This window comes from Marivita sp. (genome assembly GCF_051251565.1).
GTDB lineage: Bacteria > Pseudomonadota > Alphaproteobacteria > Rhodobacterales > Rhodobacteraceae > Marivita.
This window is the reverse complement of record NZ_JBPOFB010000068.1, coordinates 1-2340: the sequence shown is the minus strand read 5'-3', so window position 1 is coordinate 2340 and position 2340 is coordinate 1. Positions and strand designations below refer to the sequence as shown.

Genomic DNA, 2340 nt, shown 5'->3' with positions numbered 1-2340 from the left:
GGGATTGTCCTCGCGGCTGACCCCGCTCAGGACGCGCCGGGGCAAATCCTCATCCAGATACCGCTGCTGGGCGGGCTTCAGACTCTTGCCCTTCAGGCGACCGTAGAAATTACGCCACGGAGTACCGGATGCATGTTGGTCATCAGTCACGACTTACCTGCCGGAATTATGCACAGATCGGCTCAGACCGCCGCCTTGAGCCGTTCCACCAGATCCGTCTTCTCCCAGGAGAAACCACCGTCTTCTTCCGGGTCGCGTCCGAAGTGGCCATAGGCCGCGGTCCGCTGATAGATCGGACGGTTCAGCCCGAGATGTTCCCTGATCCCGCGCGGTGTCAGGTCCATCGCGGCGGCGACGGCTTTCTCGATCTGCTGGGGTGTGACTTCGGAGGTGCCATAGGTGTCGGCATAGATCGACAGCGGCTCGGACACGCCGATAGCATAGGACAACTGGATCGTGCATTTGCCGGCAAGACCGGCGGCAACGATGTTCTTGGCCAGATAGCGCGCCGCATAGGCGGCAGAGCGGTCAACCTTGGTCGGGTCCTTGCCCGAGAATGCGCCGCCACCGTGGGGCGCGGCCCCGCCATAGGTGTCGACGATGATCTTGCGCCCGGTCAGGCCCGCGTCGCCATCCGGCCCGCCGATCACGAAGGTGCCGGTGGGATTCACGTGCCAAGCGGTGTCCTCGTCGATCCAGCCGTCCGGCAGGACCTCGCGGATATAAGGTTCCACGATGGCGCGGATGTCGGCGCTAGACTGGTTTTCGTCGGAATGTTGATGCGACAGCACGATCGAGGTCACACCCACAGGACGCCCGTTCTCGTAGCGGACCGAAAGCTGGCTCTTCGCGTCCGGTAGCAGCGTAGGCTCGGTGCCATTCTTGCGCACTTCGGCCAGTCTGCGCAGGATCGCGTGGGAATAAAGGATCGGCGCCGGCATAAGCTCCGGCGTCTCGTCGGTGGCGAAGCCGAACATGATCCCTTGATCGCCCGCGCCTTCGTCCTTCTTCGCGCCCTTGTCCTCGTTCACGCCCTTGGCGATATGCGCCGATTGCTCATGCAGGAAGTTCAGAACATGGCAGGTATTCCAATGGAACTTCTCCTGCTCGTAGCCAATATCTTTGATGCAATCGCGGGCGATCTGGCCGATCCGGCCCATGTAATCCTTGAGCCGCTCCTGATCCGACAGGCCGACCTCGCCGCCGATCACGACCATTCCGGAGGTGGCGAAGGTTTCGCAGGCGACACGCGCCTCGGGTTCTTCTTTCAGAAATTCATCGAGGACTGCATCCGAAATCCGGTCGCAAACTTTGTCGGGATGGCCTTCGGAAACGGATTCCGAGGTGAAAATATAGTTGTCGCGTGTCATATCAGGGGTCGCTCCAATGAATTGTTACCGATCCGTCAGGAAGCCGTTGGACCGGGAAGGCTTTTTCCCTACGCCGCGCCCCGACCCCGGTCAATCGCTTTCAGACTGAGGCCGATGGCGGAGAGGGCGACCAGAACGAGGCCAATCAGGGCCGGCAAATCGCCCCTGATCGCATAGAGCGTGGGGGCCAGCTCGTCTGGCAAAGCCACGTCGAGAAAGCCCGCCTCGCCCAGCGGGATCGAGGCCACGATCCGTCCACGCCCGTCGATAACCGCCGAGACACCGGTTTGCGCCACCCGCACCATCGGCACGGCCAATTCGATCGCGCGGGCACGCCCCTGTGCCAAATGTTGATATGGTCCCGAGAAACGTCCGAACCAAGCATCGTTGGTGATCAGCACGATGGCGCGCGGCCGCTCGGTCATCGTCGCGACTTCTGCCGGAAAGACGCTCTCGTAGCAGATCAGCGGCATGATCGCGCCCACGCCCGGCACGTCGATCAATTTGCGCTCTGACCCGGCGGTAAAACCACCCCCCGGGTTCGCCGCCAATCCCGCCAGCCCCAATCGCGTCATCAAACTGTCGAACGGCAGATATTCACCGTAAGGCACCAGATGCACCTTGTCGTAGACCGCCTGCAAAAGCCCTTCGGGGCCCACCAGCGCCAAGGAGTTGAACCAATCCGCGCCCTCGCGCCGCTGTGCGCCGAGGATCACCGATCCGCCGCGCGCGGCCTCGGCGGCCAGCGCCAATTCCGGGCCAGCGTCGTCCAGCACATATGGCAGCGCGGTCTCCGACCAGATCGTCAGATCGACCGGTTCACCGGCAGACGTGAAAGCCATGTGAAGATCGATGAAGCGTTGCAGGTTCGCGGGTCGCCATTTTTCGCGCTGTGTCGCGCCGGACTGAACCATCCGCACGACCGGTGCATCGGCCGAGGGCGGCATCGCCGGGCCGGGCCGGAGCACGA

Annotated in this window: 2 protein-coding genes and 1 riboswitch; both genes read right to left on the bottom strand. The window is 62.8% G+C overall.

The annotated features are described in order from the left end of the window. Window positions 1-182: 182 nt before the first annotated feature. Entirely contained in the window at window positions 183-1370 is a 1188-nt protein-coding gene (gene metK / locus ACSHXH_RS19420) for a methionine adenosyltransferase (RefSeq protein WP_435673448.1), read from the bottom strand. A gap of 9 nt (window positions 1371-1379) precedes the next feature. After that, window positions 1380-1428, bottom strand: a riboswitch (SAM-SAH riboswitch). Window positions 1429-1438: 10 nt separating this feature from the next. Next, the coding region (gene lnt / locus ACSHXH_RS19415; protein WP_435673447.1) for an apolipoprotein N-acyltransferase at window positions 1439-2340 on the bottom strand (902 nt) is incomplete at its 5' end.